Annotated in this window: 20 protein-coding genes and 2 tRNA genes; 11 read left to right on the top strand and 11 right to left on the bottom strand. The window is 46.2% G+C overall.

Annotation, left to right across the window (positions count from 1 at the left end; all coding sequences use genetic code 11):
- From ICN44_RS11105 to ICN44_RS11065, 9 genes are all read left to right on the top strand, one after another.
- The gene (locus tag ICN44_RS11105; protein ID WP_216263996.1) at positions 1-1155 is read left to right on the top strand and encodes a DegT/DnrJ/EryC1/StrS aminotransferase family protein; all 1155 of its coding nucleotides are present in this window, start codon (positions 1-3) and stop codon (positions 1153-1155) included.
- A 41-nt stretch (positions 1156-1196) separates the two neighbouring features.
- Positions 1197-2159 (top strand): glycosyltransferase, encoded by a 963-nt coding sequence (locus ICN44_RS11100; RefSeq protein ID WP_216263995.1) that lies wholly within the window; start codon positions 1197-1199, stop codon positions 2157-2159.
- On the top strand, positions 2160-3029 hold the full coding sequence (locus ICN44_RS11095; RefSeq protein ID WP_216263994.1) for a formyltransferase: 870 nt from the start codon (positions 2160-2162) through the stop codon (positions 3027-3029). It begins immediately after the preceding gene.
- A gap of 48 nt (positions 3030-3077) precedes the next feature.
- Positions 3078-4124, top strand: coding sequence for a bifunctional UDP-4-keto-pentose/UDP-xylose synthase (locus ICN44_RS11090; RefSeq protein WP_216263993.1), 1047 nt, complete (start codon positions 3078-3080; stop codon positions 4122-4124).
- Positions 4125-4146: 22 nt separating this feature from the next.
- On the top strand, positions 4147-5064 hold the full coding sequence (locus ICN44_RS11085; RefSeq protein WP_216263992.1) for a polysaccharide deacetylase family protein: 918 nt from the start codon (positions 4147-4149) through the stop codon (positions 5062-5064).
- Positions 5065-5096: 32 nt separating this feature from the next.
- Positions 5097-5564: a peroxiredoxin gene (locus ICN44_RS11080; RefSeq protein ID WP_216263991.1), complete on the top strand. Its 468-nt coding sequence runs from the start codon at positions 5097-5099 to the stop codon at positions 5562-5564.
- A 232-nt stretch (positions 5565-5796) separates the two neighbouring features.
- Positions 5797-7458: a PhoH family protein gene (locus tag ICN44_RS11075; RefSeq protein ID WP_216263990.1), complete on the top strand. Its 1662-nt coding sequence runs from the start codon at positions 5797-5799 to the stop codon at positions 7456-7458.
- Positions 7415-7972 (top strand): C40 family peptidase, encoded by a 558-nt coding sequence (locus ICN44_RS11070; RefSeq protein WP_370624900.1) that lies wholly within the window; start codon positions 7415-7417, stop codon positions 7970-7972. The genes ICN44_RS11075 and ICN44_RS11070 overlap by 44 nt, the downstream gene beginning before the upstream one ends.
- Positions 7973-8087: 115 nt before the next feature.
- Complete coding sequence (locus ICN44_RS11065; RefSeq protein WP_216189341.1) at positions 8088-8354, top strand: hypothetical protein; 267 nt, start codon at positions 8088-8090, stop codon at positions 8352-8354.
- Between the two features lie 100 nt (positions 8355-8454).
- Here the strand turns inward: ICN44_RS11065 and dnaB are convergent, their stop codons facing one another.
- The 6 genes from dnaB to ICN44_RS11035 form a co-directional block, all read right to left on the bottom strand.
- Entirely contained in the window at positions 8455-9894 is a 1440-nt protein-coding gene (gene dnaB, locus ICN44_RS11060) for a replicative DNA helicase (protein ID WP_370624899.1), read from the bottom strand.
- 24 nt (positions 9895-9918) lie between these two features.
- Positions 9919-10371 (bottom strand): 50S ribosomal protein L9, encoded by a 453-nt coding sequence (gene rplI, locus ICN44_RS11055; RefSeq protein WP_072583119.1) that lies wholly within the window; start codon positions 10369-10371, stop codon positions 9919-9921.
- Between the two features lie 13 nt (positions 10372-10384).
- A complete protein-coding gene (gene rpsR, locus ICN44_RS11050; RefSeq protein WP_011902267.1) occupies positions 10385-10657 on the bottom strand; it encodes a 30S ribosomal protein S18 in 273 nt (90 codons plus the stop codon).
- Positions 10658-10670: 13 nt separating this feature from the next.
- Positions 10671-10964 (bottom strand): primosomal replication protein N, encoded by a 294-nt coding sequence (gene priB / locus ICN44_RS11045; RefSeq protein WP_072583120.1) that lies wholly within the window; start codon positions 10962-10964, stop codon positions 10671-10673.
- A 59-nt stretch (positions 10965-11023) separates the two neighbouring features.
- Entirely contained in the window at positions 11024-11398 is a 375-nt protein-coding gene (rpsF, locus tag ICN44_RS11040) for a 30S ribosomal protein S6 (RefSeq protein ID WP_072583121.1), read from the bottom strand.
- A 134-nt stretch (positions 11399-11532) separates the two neighbouring features.
- Complete coding sequence (locus ICN44_RS11035; protein ID WP_216263989.1) at positions 11533-12609, bottom strand: asparaginase; 1077 nt, start codon at positions 12607-12609, stop codon at positions 11533-11535.
- A gap of 59 nt (positions 12610-12668) precedes the next feature.
- Here ICN44_RS11035 and lexA point away from each other — a divergent pair, with 59 nt between their 5' ends.
- A complete protein-coding gene (gene lexA / locus ICN44_RS11030; protein WP_216122116.1) occupies positions 12669-13388 on the top strand; it encodes a transcriptional repressor LexA in 720 nt (239 codons plus the stop codon).
- Between the two features lie 68 nt (positions 13389-13456).
- Here the strand turns inward: lexA and ICN44_RS11025 are convergent, their stop codons facing one another.
- From ICN44_RS11025 to uvrC, 5 genes are all read right to left on the bottom strand, one after another.
- Positions 13457-13918, bottom strand: a complete 462-nt coding sequence (locus ICN44_RS11025) for a hypothetical protein (RefSeq protein ID WP_216263988.1) — start codon at positions 13916-13918, stop codon at positions 13457-13459.
- A gap of 93 nt (positions 13919-14011) precedes the next feature.
- Positions 14012-14085, bottom strand: a tRNA-Cys gene (locus ICN44_RS11020).
- 49 nt (positions 14086-14134) lie between these two features.
- A tRNA-Gly gene (locus ICN44_RS11015) sits at positions 14135-14210 on the bottom strand.
- A 116-nt stretch (positions 14211-14326) separates the two neighbouring features.
- On the bottom strand, positions 14327-14902 hold the full coding sequence (gene pgsA / locus ICN44_RS11010) for a CDP-diacylglycerol--glycerol-3-phosphate 3-phosphatidyltransferase (protein WP_215359402.1): 576 nt from the start codon (positions 14900-14902) through the stop codon (positions 14327-14329).
- A gap of 33 nt (positions 14903-14935) precedes the next feature.
- The gene (gene uvrC, locus ICN44_RS11005; protein WP_216263987.1) at positions 14936-16846 is read right to left on the bottom strand and encodes an excinuclease ABC subunit UvrC; all 1911 of its coding nucleotides are present in this window, start codon (positions 16844-16846) and stop codon (positions 14936-14938) included.
- On the opposite strand from uvrC, the gene earP reads away from it, so the two are divergent.
- Complete coding sequence (earP, locus tag ICN44_RS11000) at positions 16845-17915, top strand: elongation factor P maturation arginine rhamnosyltransferase EarP (protein WP_216263986.1); 1071 nt, start codon at positions 16845-16847, stop codon at positions 17913-17915. The genes uvrC and earP overlap by 2 nt on opposite strands.
- Positions 17916-17957: the final 42 nt, after the last annotated feature.

The raw sequence follows: 17957 nt of genomic DNA, 5'->3' as shown, positions 1-17957 counted from the left end.
ATGACAAACTTCATCCCCTTCACGCGCCCTAGCTTCAATCAAGAAACCATTGATGCTGTTTCAGAGGTATTGCGTTCAGGATGGGTGACATCCGGACCCAAGTTGGCCGAGTTTGAAGCTGCTTTAAGTCAATACTTTGGCGGTCGTCCGGTACGCTGTTTTGCCAATGGCACCGCAACTATGAAAATCGCTCTACAAGTTGCCGACATTGGCGATGGCGACGAAGTGATCACCACCCCAATTTCTTGGGTGGCAACTTCTAATGTGATTTTGGGTGTTGGTGCCAAACCAGTATTTGTGGATATTGACCCCATTACACGCAATATTGATTTGAATAAAGTGGCTGCTGCAATCACACCAAAGACACGCGCGATCATGCCGGTCTATTTGGCTGGTCTTCCTGTTGATATGGATCAACTCTATGCGCTAGCCAAACAGCACAAGCTTCGTGTAATTGAAGATGCAGCGCAGGCCTTTGGCTCTCAGTGGCAAGGTAAGAAGATTGGTAGCTTTGGTGACCTGGTGAGCTTTAGCTTCCAGGCCAACAAGAACCTCACCACTGTTGAGGGTGGCTGCCTTGTTCTCAATAATCTCGACGAAGCAAAACTGGCTGAGAAATTTCGCCTGCAAGGATTAACCCGTCAAGGCATTGATGGCATGGACGTGGATGTATTGGGCGGCAAAGATAACTTGACCGATGTGAATGCAGCTATCGGTCTTGAACAACTCAAGCAACTTCCCTCTTATCAAACACGTCGTGCTGAACTCGCGCACCAATACTTTGATGTGCTTCGTGCCAAATTAAAATCGGCTGGATTGGAAGGCTTGAAATTAGAACTTCCAGTAGAAAATTACACTGATAGTAACTGGCACATGTTTCAAGTTGTTTTGCCGCTCGAGCAGCTCAATACGGATCGAGCTCAAGTGATGACGGAGCTAAAAGATTTGGGCATTGGTACTGGCGTTCATTACCCCGCCATTACTGGATTCACTCTCTATAAAAACCAGGGCTACAAAACTTCAGACACTCTGATTGCCGAACGCATTGGTCGATCCATTCTCACCCTCCCCTTATTTCCGGCAATGGTAGATGAAGATATTGACCGTATAGCCAATGGATTGGTCGGAATTTTGCAGAAATACCGCAAAAACTAGCGTTCTTGGGTTAAACCCAAAGAATCAGGCAAAATTGCAGCATGACTGCAAATTTAGTTGCCAACCCAACACTCAGCATTGTTATTCCCGTTTACAACGAGGAGGACGGATTAAAGGCTTTATTTGATCGCCTTTATCCAGCATTGGATGCCCTAGCTGCCAAACGCAAGATCACCTATGAGATCGTATTTGTTAACGACGGTAGTAAAGATCGTTCCGCCGGCATTCTTTCCAAGCAAGTGGAGTTACGCCCTGATGTAACCCGTGCAGTTTTATTTCATAGCAACTTTGGCCAACATATGGCCATCATGGCTGGCTTTGAATACGCCAAAGGCGAACACATCATTACTTTGGATGCTGACCTACAAAATCCTCCCGAAGAAATTGATGCTTTAACTGAGCAGTTATTAAAGGGCCATGATTACGTAGGCACTATTCGTGCGGACCGTCGGGATAGCTTCTTCAGAAAATTCGCTTCACGCGCCATGAATCGCTTACGTGAAAATATTACCCGCATCACGATGACTGATCAAGGTTGTATGTTGCGTGGGTACAGTCGCCGCATTGTTGACTTAGTACGTCAATGCGATGAGAGTAATACATTTATCCCGGCACTGGCATATACCTTCTCTGCAAATCCAGTTGAAATTACTGTCAAACACGAAGAGCGTTTTGCGGGTGAATCCAAATACAGCTTGTACCAATTGATTCGCTTGAACTTTGACTTAGTCACTGGCTTCTCTGTCATGCCGTTGCAGATCTTCTCAATACTCGGCATGCTGCTATCCCTTGCTGCTGGTAGCTTATTTGCCTACTTGCTAGTTCGCCGCTTCCTTCTGGGCGCTGAGGTTGAGGGGGTATTCACCCTCTTCGCCCTGACCTTCTTCCTGATTGGTGTGATGCTCTTTGGGCTCGGACTTTTAGGTGAGTACATTGGTCGCATCTACCAGCAAATCCGTAAACGTCCACGCTATGTGGTGCAAACCGTTTTAGAGAAAAAATAATTGCACGCAGTCGTCTTTGCTTATCACGATGTTGGCGTTAACTGCCTCAAAGCACTTCTCAATGCGGGCATACAGATTGATCTGGTCGTCACCCATCAAGACGACCCTAATGAGAATGTTTGGTTTGGAAGCGTTGAAAAGCTCTGTCAAGAAAAAGCTATTTCTTACGTCACTCCGAATGCTAATGAATTAATAGATTTAGTTCCCAAGCTCCAAGCTTTAGCTCCTGACTATATTTTTTCTTTCTACTATCGCTTCATGATTCCGGAGCAGATTTTGGCTTGCGCCAAAATTGCCGCACTCAATATGCATGGCTCCTTACTCCCAAAATATCGCGGACGTGCGCCAGTGAATTGGGCCATTCTGCATGGCGAAACAGAGACCGGCGCAACTTTACACGTCATGGAAGCAAAACCGGATGCGGGAGATATTGTTGGGCAAGCGGCCGTCAGCATCGCCCCAGATGAAACTGCTACTGATGTCTTTGCTAAGGTCGGTCAGGCTGCCGTGAGTGTGATCGACCAGGTCTTGCCCAGCCTTTTAAAAGGAACTGTTCCTCGCAAGGTAAATGAGCTCCAAAAAGGCAGTTATTTTGGAGGTAGAAAGCCTGCAGATGGTCAAATTCACTGGAATCAGACCGCCAAACAGGTTCATGACTTGGTTAGAGCGGTTGCACCCCCTTATCCAGGCGCCTTTACGGCACATGATGGCAAGACCATGATCGTGGCTCGTACGAGCCTAAAAGGGCCATTTCCAGACAAGCTCAATCTTGGGGTTTGCGGCATCCAAGTGGTTGATAATCGGGTATTCGGTATTTGTGGCGACCATCAAGCAGTAGAAGTTTTGGAATGGTTTCCAGCAAGCAAATAAGCAGAAAATTCAGCAATAGCAAATTAGATTAAAAACGAGGCAGTAGAGATGAAAAAAGTACTCATTCTTGGTGTTAACGGTTTTATTGGTCACCACCTTTCTAAGCGCATTCTCGAGACAACCGATTGGGATGTCTATGGCATGGATATGCAAAACGATCGTCTTGGTGATTTGGTTAACCATCCACGCATGCACTTCTTTGAAGGCGACATCACAATCAATAAAGAGTGGGTTGAATATCACATTCGCAAATGCGATGTCATCTTGCCTTTAGTGGCGATTGCAACGCCAGCTACGTATGTTCAGCAACCACTCAAAGTATTTGAGCTCGACTTCGAAGCCAATCTCCCAATCGTACGCTCTGCTGTTAAGTACAAAAAGCATTTGGTATTTCCATCAACCTCTGAGGTTTATGGCATGTGCGAAGATGGCGAGTTCGATCCATCTAAATCGAATATGGTTTATGGCCCAATTAACAAGCCACGCTGGATCTATGCCTGCTCCAAACAGTTGATGGATCGTGTGATCTGGGGTTATGGCATGGAAGGCTTACGCTTTACCCTCTTCCGCCCATTTAACTGGATTGGCCCAGGCTTAGACAGTATCTACACACCTAAAGAAGGTTCTTCCCGTGTAGTAACTCAGTTCTTGGGTCACATCGTTCGCGGCGAATCCATCAATGTTGTTGATGGTGGCGCTCAGAAACGTGCCTTTACTTATATTGACGATGGTATCGATGCCTTGATGCGCATTATCGATAACAAAGATGGTGTTGCTAACGGCAAGATCTACAACATCGGCAACCCAAAGAACAATCACTCCATTCGCGAACTTGCCAATCAGATGCTGGAAATTGCTCGCAGTATTCCTGAGTATGCAAAGAATGCGAATGCAGTAAAGATTGTAGAAACTACTTCAGGGGCTTACTACGGTGAAGGCTATCAAGACGTTCAAAATCGTGTTCCAGCAATTGATAACACGATGAGCGAACTAGACTGGAAACCAACGACTACGATGGCAGATGCGCTCAAGAATATCTTTGAAGCCTATCGTGAAGACGTAGAAAAAGCCCGCACTTTAGTAGATAAAGAATAAGCAAAAGTAAATTCAAAGGTACATGACTAAGATTGCTCTCAAGGTTGATGTTGATACCTTACGCGGAACCAAAGAAGGCGTTCCCAATTTAGCTCGCACGCTAGAGCGTTTTGGCCTCAAAGCCACGTTTCTATTTAGTCTTGGGCCTGACCATACCGGCTGGGCTTTGAAGCGCGTCTTCCGTCCAGGCTTTCTGAAAAAAGTTAGCCGCACTTCTGTTGTAGAGCACTACGGGATTAAGACGCTCTTATACGGTGTACTTCTTCCCGGCCCCGATATTGGCAAGAAAGCTGCTGCAGAAATGCGTGCCATTGATAAAGCAGGTCATGAGACAGGTATTCATACTTGGGATCACGTTGCCTGGCAAGATGCAGTTCGTAATCAGGATACACCCTGGACAAAAGCGATGATGCAAAAAAGCTGGGATCGTTTTGTAGAAATCTTCAGTCATGCACCGGTAACCTATGGTGCCGCAGGCTGGCAAATGAACGATGCCGCCTTTGAGCAACTCGATCAATGGGGCATTGCCTATTCTTCGGATGGCAGAGCTGAACCCAATCTCATGCCCTATCGCCTTGCATTACCGTCAGGAAAAGCAAAGCATGTGCAATACCCAACAACGCTCCCTACCTTTGATGAACTTATTGGCATCGATGGCGCTGATGAATTTGGCGCAGTCAAAAAGTTATTAGAAATCACCCAAAGCAATCCAAATGACCAAGTCTTCACACTACACGCTGAACTAGAGGGGCAAAAACTATTGCCTGCGTTCGAGCAGCTGCTAGCTGGATGGCTAAATCAAGGTCATGAGCTCGTCACTATGGGCGAGCTTCATAAATCCTGGGAAGCCACCAAGCAACTCGATAAAATAGCGGTATTACCACTGACCTGGGGTGAAATACCCAATCGCAGTGGCGACTTAATCATTCAAAATAACTAGAACTCAGAGATAACAACCAACGAAGGATCATCATGACAGTAGCTATCGGTCAACCTATGCCACAGTGCACAATTCCAGCAACCTCTGGATTGATGTTTTCACCTGCGTCTGCAAAAGGTAAAAAATTGGTTCTTTATTTTTACCCTAAAGATATGACTCCGGGATGTACTGCCGAATCCGGCGAGTTCAGAGACAACATTGAAGCATTTACCAAAGCTAATACTCTGGTGGTAGGCGTTTCACGAGATAGCCTCAAGTCACATGACAATTTCCGCAGCAAACTAGAGCTCCCGTTTGAGCTAGTTGCTGACACGGAAGAAAAGCTTTGCCAGATCTTTGGCGTCATGAAGATGAAGAATATGTATGGCAAGCAAGTCCGTGGTGTCGAGCGCAGCACCTTTCTATTTGACTCCTCTGGCAAGCTGGCAAAAGAGTGGCGCGGCCTGAAGGTACCCGGTCATGTGACAGAGGTATTACAGGCTGCCCAAGCCACTAAATAATTTTTACAATAATTTGATCTGAGGTGCTTGCAAACCCCAAAATTTGGGGTAAAGTGACTCATATGCACCGTAATCGACGGGAAAGTCTGACAATCCGTTTGAATCAGAAACCTGAATATCTCAGATCAGGTACGGGGAGCAACCCCCTCCGTTTTTCAGACCTTAATACAACCAGTTTCGTAATAAACCGTCAATGCAATCTGCTTGGCGGTTTTTTCTTTTAGGAGAGTCCATGCCACTGCCCCCAATCCCCACTCAAATTGCTGATCAAGTCAAACTCAGTCGCAAAGATACTCCCGACTTAAAGAAACGCCCTGCTCAAGCAAAACCAGTGGTAGTGGAAGCTGTTGACTGGACTAATGACGTAGAGGAAGATTTATCCGCTGCAGAAGTAGCTCTCGAGAAAATCAAAGCGGATCATCGCCCCACTTCTAATGTGCGAAACGAAAGCAAGGCACCTACACCCGCAAAACCTAAACGCGTAATTCGTACTGGACCGCCGAGCTTATTTGTTCTCGATACCAACGTATTGATGCATGACCCAAGTTCCCTATTCCGTTTCTCCGAGCACGATCTCTATTTGCCGATGACGACTCTAGAAGAATTGGATAACCACAAGAAAGGCATGACAGAGGTAGCTCGCAATGCTCGTACTGTCAGCAGATCCTTAGATCAGTTGATCGCAGGTACTAGCGGTACTTTGGATGACGGCATTCCACTCAATAAGCTAGGTAACCAAGATGTGACGGGTCGCTTATTCTTTCAAACAAAACTAACTACCCAGACTTTGCCAGAAGGCTTGCCCGAAGGTAAGGGCGACAACCTCATCCTTGCCGTCGTCAGTGAACTACAAAAAACTCGTAAGGGTCAAGAAGTGGTATTGGTATCCAAAGATATCAATATGCGCATCAAGGCACGCGCACTTGGCTTACCGGCTGAAGATTATTTCAACGACCAAGTTTTAGAAGATCGCGACTTGATGTATGCCGGAGTCATGCAACTGAATGCCGACTTTTGGCCTAAGCATGGCAAGGATATGGAAAGCTGGGCTGACTCCAAATCTGGCACCATGTTCTATAGAGTCACTGGACCATCAGTACAAAGCATGCTGGTCAATCAGTTTGTCTATCAAGAAAATCCAGATGGCTCTACACCTTTCTACGCACAGGTTAGAGAAATTAATGGCAAGACTGCTCTCTTACAAACACTCAGAGACTTCTCTCATCAGAAAAATAATGTTTGGAGTGTGACTGCACGTAACCGTGAGCAGAACTTTGCCATGAATCTGCTCATGAATCCGGATGTGGATTTTGTTACTTTATTGGGCCAGGCAGGAACTGGTAAAACCTTGTTAGCATTGGCCGCCGGTCTTGAGCAGGTGCTTGATAGCAAACGCTATAACGAGATCATTATTACTCGTGCCACAGTGCCAGTTGGCGAAGATATTGGCTTCCTCCCTGGTACCGAAGAAGAAAAGATGCAACCTTGGATGGGTGCATTTGATGACAATCTCGAGGTATTACAGCGCAACGAAGATGGCGGTCCTGGTGAATGGGGTCGCGCTGCAACTCAAGAGCTGATTCGCTCCCGCATTAAAGTAAAGAGCATGAACTTTATGCGTGGCAGAACTTTTGTAAGCAAATTTGTGATCATCGATGAAGCGCAAAACTTAACCCCTAAACAAATGAAGACTTTGGTAACCCGTGCAGGCCCTGGAACCAAAATTATTTGCTTGGGTAATATTGCTCAGATTGATACGCCTTACTTAACAGAAGGCTCTTCTGGTTTAACTTATGTGGTGGATCGCTTCAAAGGCTGGCGTCACGGTGGACATGTGACATTGGCGCGCGGTGAGCGTTCACGTCTTGCGGATCATGCTGCTGACGCACTCTAAGCAATCCCTCTCATGCCGCACTCTCCTGGGGTGCGGCATTTTTATTTGTAGCTTATTTGCCCTAAGCGGATGTAGTACATTCAGCGGTAAATCAGGATCCTCCTCCAGAGTTTCTCAATTTAAGCAAGACACTAGCGTCGGCACTGAAGATATCTCCATTGCAGCCGTAGGCTTGGTGGACGTGCCCTATCGATATGGTGGTAATACCCCAAAAGGCGGTTTTGATTGCAGTGGGCTGATTGTGTATGTCTATAACAAAGCTGCTGGGGTAAAACTACCGCGCACTATTCAATTGATGAGCACCAAGGGAATAAGCATCGAAGGGCAGCCCCCGGCCCCCGGCGATTTAGTATTCTTCAATACCACTGGTGAGAAATATTCTCATGCTGGAATTTATGTAGGACAAGGTAGATTTGTACATGCCCCCAGTGCTGGTGGCACTGTGCGATTAGACTACATCACATCACCCTATTGGGCAGCTAAATTTACTGAAGCACGTCGTATGGTGCCCTGATATTGAGATTCCTTAGGGTTAATAGCACTTTCCCCATGTTTCCTAATAGCTTAATTTAGATTACAGTATTTTATTAAGCAGTCCACGAAAAGAAGTACTCACAATTGGAGATGTCATGAAAAAAATCATCATCGCTTTAAGTATTGCACTGAGTTTTGCACTTCCTACTTATGCTTTTGCTGATCAAGCAGCCTGTGAAGCCAAAGCAGTGAGCAAAGAAGGTAAACCCCTCTATGGCGCAGCTAAGGATGCTTCCATTAAAAAATGTATGGGCGATGCAAAGCCGAATGATTGCGAAGCTAAGGCAGTCAGCAAAGATGGCAAACCATTATATGGCGCAGCTAAAGCAGCCTCGATCAAGAAATGTGAGGGCGGAAAATAAGATTAGTTATTGAATCTGTTTTGATCTGATTAATTTTTTGCATTAAAAAAGCCTCACAGTATGAGGCTTTTTCTTTATCTGTTTATTTAGTTTTATTTATTTAGAACGGCTCGTATCCACCAGAAGAGTAACCCACAGAGCCTATCGCTAAGTTATCAAACTTAGTATATGGACCTTGCCAACTTACCCGAATAGTTCCAATTGGGCCATTACGCTGCTTGCCGATGATGATCTCAGCTATACCTTTATCAGTAGTGGTATCTGGGTGATAAACCTCATCACGATAGATGAACATAATTAAGTCTGCATCTTGCTCAATAGCACCGGACTCACGCAAATCAGACATGATCGGACGCTTATTAGGCCTCTGCTCAAGGCCGCGATTTAACTGTGAGAGCGCAACGACTGGGCACTGCAATTCTTTTGCGAGTGATTTGAGTGAGCGTGAGATTTCAGAAATCTCGGTTGCGCGGTTTTCAGAACCAGAGCCACTCATCAACTGCAAGTAATCAATCACTACTAAACCAAGAGTTCCACCAAAGTTTCTGGCAATCCGACGTGCACGTGCACGCAACTCTAAGCTGGATAAAGAACCAGTCTCATCAATTAAAATTTGGGTATTACTTAAACGAGCAATAGCATCTGTAACACGAGGCCACTCATCATCTTGTAACTTACCAGTACGCATGCGACTTTGATCAACGCGCCCTACTGAACCTAATAGACGTGCGGCTAATTGCTCACCCGACATCTCCATGGAAAATATAACTACTGGCAAACCTTCGGCTAAAGCTACGTTTTCAGCAATGTTCAGCGCCATCGCCGTTTTTCCCATCGACGGCCTTCCGGCAATAATCACCAAGTCGCCTTTTTGCAAGCCACTAGTTTGCTTATCTAAATCTATGAAGCCAGTTGCAATACCAGTGATGTCGCTACCGCCTTGGCGGTTGTATAGCTCATCAATACGGGCAACAACAGCTTTCAGTAAAGGCTCAATCTCAAGATAGTCAGCTTTGCGACTACCTTCTTCGCCAATCTGAAGAATGCGTGATTCAGCTTCATCCAACAAAGTTCTTACCGTACGTCCCTCAGGAACGAATGCAGAATTAACAATGCTGTCCGAAACTTCGATCAAGCGACGCAAAATACTGCGGTCACGAACAATATCGGCATAGCCTTTAATGTTCGCAGCACTGGGAGTGTTTTGCGCCAATGAATTTAGGTAATCAATACCAACCAAATCACCACCCTGTTCAGATTTAATTGCATCATGAACAGTAATGACGTCAGCGGGATGATTGTCGCCAACCAAACGAGCAATCGCTTTGTAGATCAAAGCATGTTCGGGGCGATAGAAATCTTTATCGTTTAATACTCCACCCAGGTTATCCCAAGAGGAGTTATCGATCAGTAGACCGCCGAGCAAAGATTGCTCGGCTTCTACAGAATGCGGCGGGACTTTTAAAGCCTGCACAACTGCATCCCCAGAACCCATCATGCCAGGATTCAGCGTAACGGAACGTGAACGGGATTCAGCCATGTGGCTAGTTTACAGATCTAAAACTTAAGCTTGCTCGCCAACTACACGAATAGTGATGTCTGCAACTACGTCGGTATGAACAGCAACCGCTACAGGGTGATCACCAACCATTTTCAATGGGCCAGTAGGCATGCGAACTGAAGACTTCTCAATTGTGAAGCCTTTAGCTTTCAAAGCATCAGCGATGTCATGATTGGTTACAGAACCAAACAAACGACCGTCAACACCCGCTTTTTGACCGATTTCGAGAACCAAATCTTTGAGCTTTGCGCCAACTACTTCAGCAGCAGCCAATTTCTCAGCAGCTAATTTTTCCAACTCAGCACGACGAACTGCAAAATCAGCAATTGCTGCTTCAGTTGCACGACGCGCTTTGCGTTGTGGGATTAAAAAGTTACGAGCGAAACCGTCTTTAACGCGAACCACGTCGCCAAGGTTGCCCAGGTTAGTTACTTTTTCTAAAAGAATGATTTGCATTGAGGGCTCCCAATTATTTCTTATGTTGATCGGAGAATGGCAATAAAGCCAAGTAACGAGCACGCTTGATAGCAGTGTCTAACTGACGCTGATACTTTGCTTTTGTGCCTGTCAAACGAGCAGGGGTGATCTTGGCGTTTTCGCCAATGAAGTCCTTCAATGTATCTACATCTTTGTAATCAATCTGTTCTACGCCAGCAACAGTGAAACGGCAATAACGCTTACGCTTGAACAATGGGTTCTGAGCTGGTTTCTTTTTGAAATCGGGTTTCTTTCCAAACGCCATGATGATTTCCTCTTTAATTTTTCAATTGAATATGGGTAATATGGAAAACAAGTCTTTGATTACGTAGAGTCTTGGGTGCTAAGAATCCTTCAAACACTGCCTCAGTTCCCAAATCCATTCGCTCTAAGTCCTTTTGTATCGGACCGATTGTGATGGCTTCAACGTTCATCTGAATTTTCCTTGCCACTCCTACCTCGTTTGCTTGGCCGCTATGTTCTAGCTGGCAATGCATCACCGGTATTCCTGCTGGTGTAAATCGAATCGCGTCTTTAGATACCAAGATTGCAGTGAGGGTGAAATGATTCAACGCCGCTCCGCTTCTCTGATACGTTTTCTAGTCTGTGTATTCCTCTTCAAATTTCTAACTTAAGCTGTCGCTACAGGAGCGTCGGCTTGAGCAGATTTACGCGCTTCTTCACGTTGTACTTCTTTCATCATGATGGAAGGCTCTGTTTCAGCTTTCTTAGTCTTGATGATGAGGTGACGCAAAACAGCATCGTTAAATTTGAACGCATGCTCGAGCTCTTCCAGAGTTTTCTGGTCGCACTCAATGTTCATGCAAACGTAATGGGCTTTAGCAAGCTTGTCGATCATGTAAGCCATCTGACGACGACCCCAGTCTTCCATACGATGAATTTTGCCGCCCGCAGCTGCTAATGTAGCTTTGTAACGATCGATCATCGCTGGCACTTGCTCGCTTTGGTCCGGATGGACGATAAAGACGATTTCATAATGACGCATCTAACACTCCTTAAGGATAGAGTCACCTGGGCGTCTTGCTAAGTTCTGATGGTTGTGAACTCAGCGCCAGTGTGACAAGGTAGTAACAAATTGTAGGTACTGCTAACAACACTTTTACAACTGCTTTTCAGCACTTACCGTATTACAGGCAAGACCGCTATTCTAGCAAAAAAATCCTGCCAAGTCAGGGATTTACCAGCTACTTGGGCTTGTTTTTCTGCATTCAACGCTAGCTGGAGTGCAATTCTGGCCCTAGGAGCAGTAAGACTGCCTGATGCCAAACACCCGCCAATGTCTTTTTCAGGCAAATCAGATAGGGTTTCACCCGCGCCCGTTCTTGTAGTTCTCACCAAGGCAATTCCATGCTTTACCGCTGCTCCCAAGGGATCTCTCCAAGCATCATGAAAGCATCCCATGCCAGAACCCGCAAGGACCAAGCCCTTTACTTTGGAGTTCAGCCAATGGGTAATCGTTTCTGAGCGAGCACCTGCATGGCTTGTCAATATCTCTACCCAAGACCATTCGCCCTCTTTAGGAATGGGCAAATCCTCACTCCAAAGCGCCTGAACCGCCTTCACCCCAGACAGCCAGGATGGATTAATCAGCCCAACTGAGCTGCTAGGAGAAGCTTGGATAGGCGCATTGAGGGCGCTACCGTGGCGTTTTGCTAGGTCCATAGCCAAACAACCCCTGCCATCCATTACGGCATATATGCCGCCTGGGCAATCATCTAATGGGCTAGATGCCCAACGAATAGCATCCAGCAAGTTGGATGGACCGTCCGCCTTAGGGGCATTGGACGGCAACATGGAGCCCGTTAAGATCACTCTTTTGCCTAAATTTTGAGCATATTTACCGCAAGTCAGCTGCAAAAAGATACCCGTCTCTTCAATCGTGTCGGTTCCGTGAGTGACCACTATCCCTTTAACCAAGGTATTAGCAAGGGTCTCTCTTACAGCCTCGCCAAGTAAGGTCAATAGGGGCTCTGTCAGGCTGCGGCTATTGATATTGGCAACCTGCCTTGAAACTAAGCTAATGCCTTCTGGGACGGCAGATTGAATATGGGTAAGTAAGGAGGCGACTTCGACCTGGCCAGCTTCATATTGCATAGGTTTATCTGTCGGGCTCGGCGCCAAACCGGCAATCGTGCCGCCCATTCCCAACACCAAGATGTGAGGTGAGGTTTCGGAAGTATTTTGTTGAGAGCTCATACCTCATTATCCCCCTTAAATAGCTTGATCTATCAAATACTGCTGTATACAATCCCAGTATGGACATAAATACAGTTGATTTTCCGGAGGGGCTGACTGCCCTCCCCAAGCTCACTCCACGTCAGAATGAGATTTTGGAGCTGATTACTAAGGCCATCGATGAAAGCGGTCTGCCACCCACTCGTGCAGAAATAGCCACGCAACTTGGATTTGCTTCTGCCAATGCTGCCGAAGAACATTTGCGCGCACTTGCCAAAAAAGGTTACATCGAATTAACTCCCGGCACTTCACGCGGCATTCGAATTCCGCAACGATTTAATCAATCGCACAATAGCAATAAATACCGCCAACTTTCTTTACCGTCAGGCGCATTGCAACAACTCACATTGCCATTAATTGGTCGTGTTGCCGCTGGATCTCCAATCATGGCTGTGGAACATATTGAAAAGCATGTTCCAGTTGACCCCAATTTATTTAGCAAAGGTGCTGATTACTTATTAAAAGTAAAAGGAATGAGCATGCGCGATGCGGGTATTTTGGATGGTGATTATTTAGCAGTCAGAAAAACAACTGAAGTTCGCAACGGTGACATTGTTGTTGCTCGCCTTGATGATGAAGTGACTGTGAAGCGTTGGCAACAAAAGAAAACTGCAAACGGAATGGTCATCGAATTACAAGCAGAGAATCCAGACTTCAAAAACATTTTGGTTGACGATCGTCAGCCCAACTTTGCTATTGAAGGCCAGGCAGTTGGCCTGATAAGAGCTGAAGGGCTGTAAGCTCAAGCCGCTAAAGCAAAAGGCCTCTTGTTAGAGGCCTTTTTTATTTACTACCTTACTCAGTCAAATCATTTACGAGTTGGAGCAACTACGTTTGCATTCTTTGGTGAAGAGGTCACGATGATGACTGACTTAGGGCCGCCGAGAGATCCATCCACGATTTCAACAGTAGCAGTTCTATCGCCTTTAGTGAAAACCAAAATACTCGTTTTTGCTTTCACAGCAGTCACTGTTGTCCACCCACCCTTTGGATATTCTGATTGGAAAAATGCGTAGACATCAGTTGCACCTTGAAGTGCATTGACTACCGCTCTACCAACCCATTCGTTGCCACGGCCAATAATGATGGAATCACCACCAGACAGTCTTGCGCCTTGCGGCAAAGGCATGTCACCCAAAAGTTGGGACTGCACTTCTTGAATCTCTTCCGCTGTACCAGTTGGAGAATCTCCCGAACTAGCACATGCGCCCAAGAGTGCTGATAAAAATAATGCGAGGGCACTGATTTTCAAAGTTTGAATTGTGATCATGTGGGTTATATTTGATTAAGGTGGTTGACGCTTTTTACTTACGATAGTTAAAAGTATTTTAGGTGATGTACCTAATTCGTCAAGACAAATTATTGGAGGCGCGTGAGGGAATCGAACCCCCGTACGAAGCTTTGCAGGCTCCTGCCTAACCACTCGGCCAACGCGCCATACTCTTGAATCAAAAATGGGAAGCTTTTGAGGGCTTCCCATGGAACTTGGAGCGGGAAAGGAGGTTCGAACTCCCGACCTATACCTTGGCAAGGTATCGCTCTACCAGCTGAGCTATTCCCGCATAACAGGGCAATAGTTTAACAAACAATCTGCAAGAAAGCATTATTCCCAACAAAACCTAAAAGCCAAGGGAATTCAACCTCCCTGAAAAGCTTAACTGGCTGGGCTTTACAACGCCTAGTCTATTTTTCCAGCGAGCTGAGGCAACGCCTTTTTCATGTAATAGAACATCGACCAAAGGGTTAAAAAGGAGGCAATCCAAATTAACCAGGTACCTACTTGCGCACAATTTAACCAACCAAATAAGGTGTCATTGAGCAATAAAAAGGGAATGGCTACGAGTTGAGCAGTCGTTTTGAGCTTACCAACCATATGAACTGCCACACTTTTTCCGGCCCCTAATAAAGCCATCCACTCTCTCAGAGCGGAGATCGTGATTTCACGACCAATGATGATGAGTGCAACCCAAACTTGCACTCGATCCATATTCAATAAAACCAATAGTGCAGCTGCAACAATCAGCTTGTCTGCAACCGGATCTAAAAATTGGCCAAATGCCGATTCTTGTTTTAAACGGCGGGCCAAGAAACCATCTAACCAATCAGTAATGGCGGCAGAGATAAAGATGATTGCGGCAATCAAATTCTTATCAAACGGAGTAAGCCAGGAATTGGGAAGATAAAAAATAGCTACCAATAGCGGAATCGCAGCAACACGCAACCAGGTTAGGGCGATCGGTAGATTGAAAGGCATTGGATAAGCATAACCCAAGAACGGTCAATGCTCCTAGTGAAGCTGACGATATATCTGTTCAGCAAGCGTCAAAGAGACGCCTTCAACACTGGCAATCTCTTCGATACTGGCATTAGAGACGCCCTTTAAGCCACCAAAACGAGCCAATAACTTTTGACGACGCTTGGCACCAATGCCCTCAATCTCCTCTAGCCGGGAGATTGTCCTAGCCTTAGCGCGTTTAGCGCGCATGCCGGTAATCGCAAAGCGGTGCGCCTCATCCCGTATCTGAGCTACTAATAGTAATGCTGCACTGTCGATACCCAACTCCAACTCCTTACGTCCATCTGCAAATATGAGTGTTTCCAGTCCAACCTTACGACCTTCACCCTTAGCAACACCCACAATCAAACCCACATCCATGCCAAATTCAGAAAGAACTTGTCTTGCCATTTCTACCTGGCCTTTGCCGCCGTCAATCAAAATCACTTGAGGAATCTTTTCAACAGGCAGTTCTTGAAAATTAGCATAGCGTCTCTGCAAGACCTGGCGCATAGCTGCGTAATCATCACCTGGTGTGATGTCATTAATATTGAACCGTCGATACTCACTCGACTGCATCGCGTTTTTGGCATACACCACACAAGATGCTTGGGTTGCTTCACCAGAGGTGTGGCTAATATCAAAACATTCGATGCGCAACTGCTCAAGACTTTCCAATTCGAGGCTCAAGATATCAGCCAATGCACGTGCCCTAGCCAACTGTCCACCCGTCTCAACTAAGCGTTTAGTAAGTGCAATCTTCGCATTTCCCTCTGCCATTCCAAGCCAGTGACGTCTTTGACCTTGAGGTTGGTGCAAGAAAGTAATTTTTCTACCAGCTTGTACATTTAATAGCTCGTGCAAATCTTCAGGCGGAGATTCATTGAGTTGAGTCAAATCATCACTCGCTGATTGCAGGGCATGATTTAGAACGAGTACAGGTGGAATTAAATTGGCAGCAGTTTCATCCGCATGCTCTTCTAAATAATGCTGCGTAATAAAGGCCTCTAGTATTTCCGCAGGGGATGGCAACTCACCGGAAGTGGAGCGCAGACCTTTGGGAAAATACGCCCTATCACCCAAGTGACGGCCGCCACGAATCATTGCTAAGTTCACACAAACCATGCCCTCCATTTGCGCTACAACGATCACATCCACATCACCCTCACCCTCAGCAACGGTATCCATCGACTGTTGCTGCAACACACTGGATAAGTCAGCAATGCGATCTCGCAACACCGCAGCCATCTCAAACTCCATTGATTCGCTATGTTTGTGCATTTCTTTTTCAAGCTCGGATAACACTCGGCTGTGATCGCCCTCTAAAAATCGAGTAGCTTGAGCAACATCCTGCCCATACTGCTCAACACTGAGGCGACCGACGCATGGGGCACTGCAGCGATGAATTTGATGCAAGAGGCAAGGACGGCTGCGATTCTTGAAAACAGAATCCTCACAAGTTCTTAAGCGGAATACTTTTTGAAGAATCTGCACGCTATTGCGTACTGCCCAGCTATTCGGGAATGGTCCAAAGTAATGATTGCGCTTATCCACTTTTCCACGATATGACGCTAACCTGGGAAATTGATGCCCCGTTAACATCACATAGGGATAAGACTTGTCATCACGAAAGAGAATGTTGAATGGGGGAGCCAACTCTTTAATGAGATTGTTCTCTAGAATAAGGGCTTCCGTTTCAGTCCGTGTTACCGTTGTCTCATAGCGGGCAATTTTGCCCACCATCAGCTCGATACGCGGTGATAACTGGGTACGCTGGAAATAACTAGAGACACGCTTTTTGAGGTTGCGCGCTTTGCCTACATACAGAATATGTCCCACTTCATCAAAAAAGCGATATACCCCCGGCAATCCGGGTAGCCGTTTAACATCCTGCTGAAGGGTTTCGAAAAGCGAATTACTCATGCGTTGGGATATTTTCTGCCAAATCGTCGATAACTATGGTGATGCCGGTGTTTGCTGGCGTCTAGCCCGAAGCTTATCAAGCAATCATGGGCAAGAGGTTCGTATTTTTTGCGATGACCTGCCAACCCTTAATTTACTCGCATCTGGAGTAGACCCATCCATTAAGCAAAAAATTGATACGCAGCCATGGGAGGCTAGTCACGCTAATGCTCGTCACCCAGTAAAAATACCCGATGTTGTGATTGAGGCCTTTGGTTGTGAATTACCAGAACGTTACTTGGCAGGCCTATTTATCGCCCCGGTCAAACCCATCATCATTAACTTGGAATACTTGAGCGCAGAGCCCTGGGTGATTGATTTTCATGGCAAGGCCTCACCTCAATCACACGGCATTCCGAAATATTTTTTCTTTCCCGGCTTTCAGGATGAGGCGGGTGGGCTATTGCTGGACCCCATTCCACCAGAAGGTCATCTTGTGGCAAAAAATATTCCTGACGATCTGAAGGCTTCCTGGTCCAAGCTGCGTACTGGGGCAAAAAGAATCAGTGTTTTTTGCTACCCAGGCGCTCCTCTCAAAAAATGGCTAACTGACTTAGGCCGTCTTGGTGAAGATTTTGATGTCTTACTTGCTCATGGTCATGCTGAGCAACTCAGTCTTTATGGAGAGCACCCCATCTCTCTACCCAACAATATCCAGCTGCTCTCAATGCCATTTGTATCTCAGGATGAATATGACTGGGTGCTATCGCAATGCGACTTTAACATTGTGCGAGGAGAGGATTCTTTTGTGCGAGCGCAGCTTGCGGGCAAACCATTTATTTGGCACATCTATCCACAAGAAGATCGCGCCCATGAAGTGAAATTAGCAGCGTTTCTGGATCTATATCTGGAAGAGGCTAGCCAAGAATTAAGGTTGGCTACCATTGCCGCCATGACCTGGGCAATGCCCGGTGAATGGTTTGGCAGCCTGGATGCTTGGAATGCGCATGCCAAGCACTGGCGCACCCATTTACTAGAAAAACAAGCGGATGGCGGCTTGCCAGCACGTTTAATCCGCTTTGTCGCCTAATCCCAAGCAATAAAGGCTTGCGGGCGGTTACAATCTTGTTTT

Source organism: Polynucleobacter sp. JS-Fieb-80-E5 (genome assembly GCF_018882015.1).
In the GTDB taxonomy this organism is placed as follows: domain Bacteria; phylum Pseudomonadota; class Gammaproteobacteria; order Burkholderiales; family Burkholderiaceae; genus Polynucleobacter.
The sequence above is the reverse complement of the archived record's forward strand: the minus strand, read 5'-3'. Positions and strand labels throughout refer to the sequence as shown.

Excerpts from the sequence above, each read along its gene's own strand:
- ICN44_RS11105 (WP_216263996.1), top strand. The coding sequence starts at position 1 with ATGACAAACTTCATCCCCTTCACGCGCCCTAGCTTCAATCAAGAAACC.
- ICN44_RS11100 (WP_216263995.1), top strand. The coding sequence starts at position 1,197 with ATGACTGCAAATTTAGTTGCCAACCCAACACTCAGCATTGTTATTCCC.
- ICN44_RS11090 (WP_216263993.1), top strand. The coding sequence starts at position 3,078 with ATGAAAAAAGTACTCATTCTTGGTGTTAACGGTTTTATTGGTCACCAC.
- ICN44_RS11085 (WP_216263992.1), top strand. The coding sequence starts at position 4,147 with ATGACTAAGATTGCTCTCAAGGTTGATGTTGATACCTTACGCGGAACC.
- ICN44_RS11080 (WP_216263991.1), top strand. The coding sequence starts at position 5,097 with ATGACAGTAGCTATCGGTCAACCTATGCCACAGTGCACAATTCCAGCA.
- ICN44_RS11075 (WP_216263990.1), top strand. The coding sequence starts at position 5,797 with ATGCCACTGCCCCCAATCCCCACTCAAATTGCTGATCAAGTCAAACTC.
- ICN44_RS11065 (WP_216189341.1), top strand. The coding sequence starts at position 8,088 with ATGAAAAAAATCATCATCGCTTTAAGTATTGCACTGAGTTTTGCACTT.
- dnaB (WP_370624899.1), bottom strand. The coding sequence starts at position 9,894 with ATGGCTGAATCCCGTTCACGTTCCGTTACGCTGAATCCTGGCATGATG.
- rplI (WP_072583119.1), bottom strand. The coding sequence starts at position 10,371 with ATGCAAATCATTCTTTTAGAAAAAGTAACTAACCTGGGCAACCTTGGC.
- rpsR (WP_011902267.1), bottom strand. The coding sequence starts at position 10,657 with ATGGCGTTTGGAAAGAAACCCGATTTCAAAAAGAAACCAGCTCAGAAC.
- rpsF (WP_072583121.1), bottom strand. The coding sequence starts at position 11,398 with ATGCGTCATTATGAAATCGTCTTTATCGTCCATCCGGACCAAAGCGAG.
- ICN44_RS11035 (WP_216263989.1), bottom strand. The coding sequence starts at position 12,609 with ATGAGCTCTCAACAAAATACTTCCGAAACCTCACCTCACATCTTGGTG.
- lexA (WP_216122116.1), top strand. The coding sequence starts at position 12,669 with ATGGACATAAATACAGTTGATTTTCCGGAGGGGCTGACTGCCCTCCCC.
- ICN44_RS11025 (WP_216263988.1), bottom strand. The coding sequence starts at position 13,918 with ATGATCACAATTCAAACTTTGAAAATCAGTGCCCTCGCATTATTTTTA.
- pgsA (WP_215359402.1), bottom strand. The coding sequence starts at position 14,902 with ATGCCTTTCAATCTACCGATCGCCCTAACCTGGTTGCGTGTTGCTGCG.
- earP (WP_216263986.1), top strand. The coding sequence starts at position 16,845 with ATGCGTTGGGATATTTTCTGCCAAATCGTCGATAACTATGGTGATGCC.
- uvrC (WP_216263987.1), bottom strand. The coding sequence starts at position 16,846 with ATGAGTAATTCGCTTTTCGAAACCCTTCAGCAGGATGTTAAACGGCTA.